Raw genomic sequence first — 1,436 nt, forward strand, 5'->3', positions numbered from 1 at the left:
AGGGTGAGACCTGATGCCGAGCCGATTGTGGTGAAGTGGATGATCCTATGCTGTCGAGAAAAGCCTCTAGCGAGTTTCAAGGCGGCCCGTACCCTAAACCGACTCAGGTGGTCAGGTAGAGAATACCGAGGCGTTCGGGTGAACTATGGTTAAGGAACTCGGCAAAATGCCCCCGTAACTTCGGGAGAAGGGGGGCCACATCCGGTGATGGGCTTTACGCCCTGAGCTGGGGGTGGCCGCAGAGACCAGCGAGAAGCGACTGTTTACTAAAAACACAGGTCCGTGCGAAGCCGTAAGGCGATGTATACGGACTGACGCCTGCCCGGTGCTGGAACGTTAAGGGGACCGGTTAGTGACCTTTCGGGGTTGCGAAGCTGAGAACTTAAGCGCCAGTAAACGGCGGTGGTAACTATAACCATCCTAAGGTAGCGAAATTCCTTGTCGGGTAAGTTCCGACCTGCACGAATGGCGTAACGACTTCTCGACTGTCTCAACCATAGGCCCGGTGAAATTGCACTACGAGTAAAGATGCTCGTTTCGCGCAGCAGGACGGAAAGACCCCGGGACCTTTACTACAGTTTGATATTGGTGTTCGGTTCGGCTTGTGTAGGATAGGTGGGAGACTTTGAAGCGGCCACGCCAGTGGTTGTGGAGTCGCTGTTGAAATACCACTCTGGTCGTGCTGGATGTCTAACCTGGGTCCGTGATCCGGATCAGGGACAGTGTCTGATGGGTAGTTTAACTGGGGCGGTTGCCTCCTAAAGAGTAACGGAGGCGCCCAAAGGTTCCCTCAGCCTGGTTGGTAATCAGGTGTTGAGTGTAAGTGCACAAGGGAGCTTGACTGTGAGACCGACGGGTCGAGCAGGGACGAAAGTCGGGACTAGTGATCCGGCGGTGGCTTGTGGAAGCGCCGTCGCTCAACGGATAAAAGGTACCCCGGGGATAACAGGCTGATCTTCCCCAAGAGTCCATATCGACGGGATGGTTTGGCACCTCGATGTCGGCTCGTCGCATCCTGGGGCTGGAGTCGGTCCCAAGGGTTGGGCTGTTCGCCCATTAAAGCGGTACGCGAGCTGGGTTTAGAACGTCGTGAGACAGTTCGGTCCCTATCCGCTGTGCGCGTAGGAGTCTTGAGAAGGGCTGTCCCTAGTACGAGAGGACCGGGACGGACGAACCTCTGGTGTGCCAGTTGTCCTGCCAAGGGCATGGCTGGTTGGCTACGTTCGGAAAGGATAACCGCTGAAAGCATCTAAGCGGGAAGCCTGCTTCGAGATGAGGACTCCCACCCCCTTTGAGGGGTTAAGGCTCCCAGTAGACGACTGGGTTGATAGGCCGGATCTGGAAGCCAGGTAACTGGTGGAGGTGACCGGTACTAATAGGCCGAGGGCTTGTCCATATTTGCTCGCGTCCACTGTGTTAGTTCTGAGGCAACGACC

Annotated in this window: 1 rRNA gene; it reads left to right on the plus strand. The window is 56.2% G+C overall.

The features are described 5' to 3' along the window. Nucleotides 1–1,396: ribosomal RNA gene (locus ACWDR0_RS34885) — 23S ribosomal RNA — on the plus strand; the annotation flags it as partial. Nucleotides 1,397–1,436 lie beyond the last annotated feature (40 nt).

Source organism: Streptomyces sp. NPDC003691 (assembly GCF_053981115.1).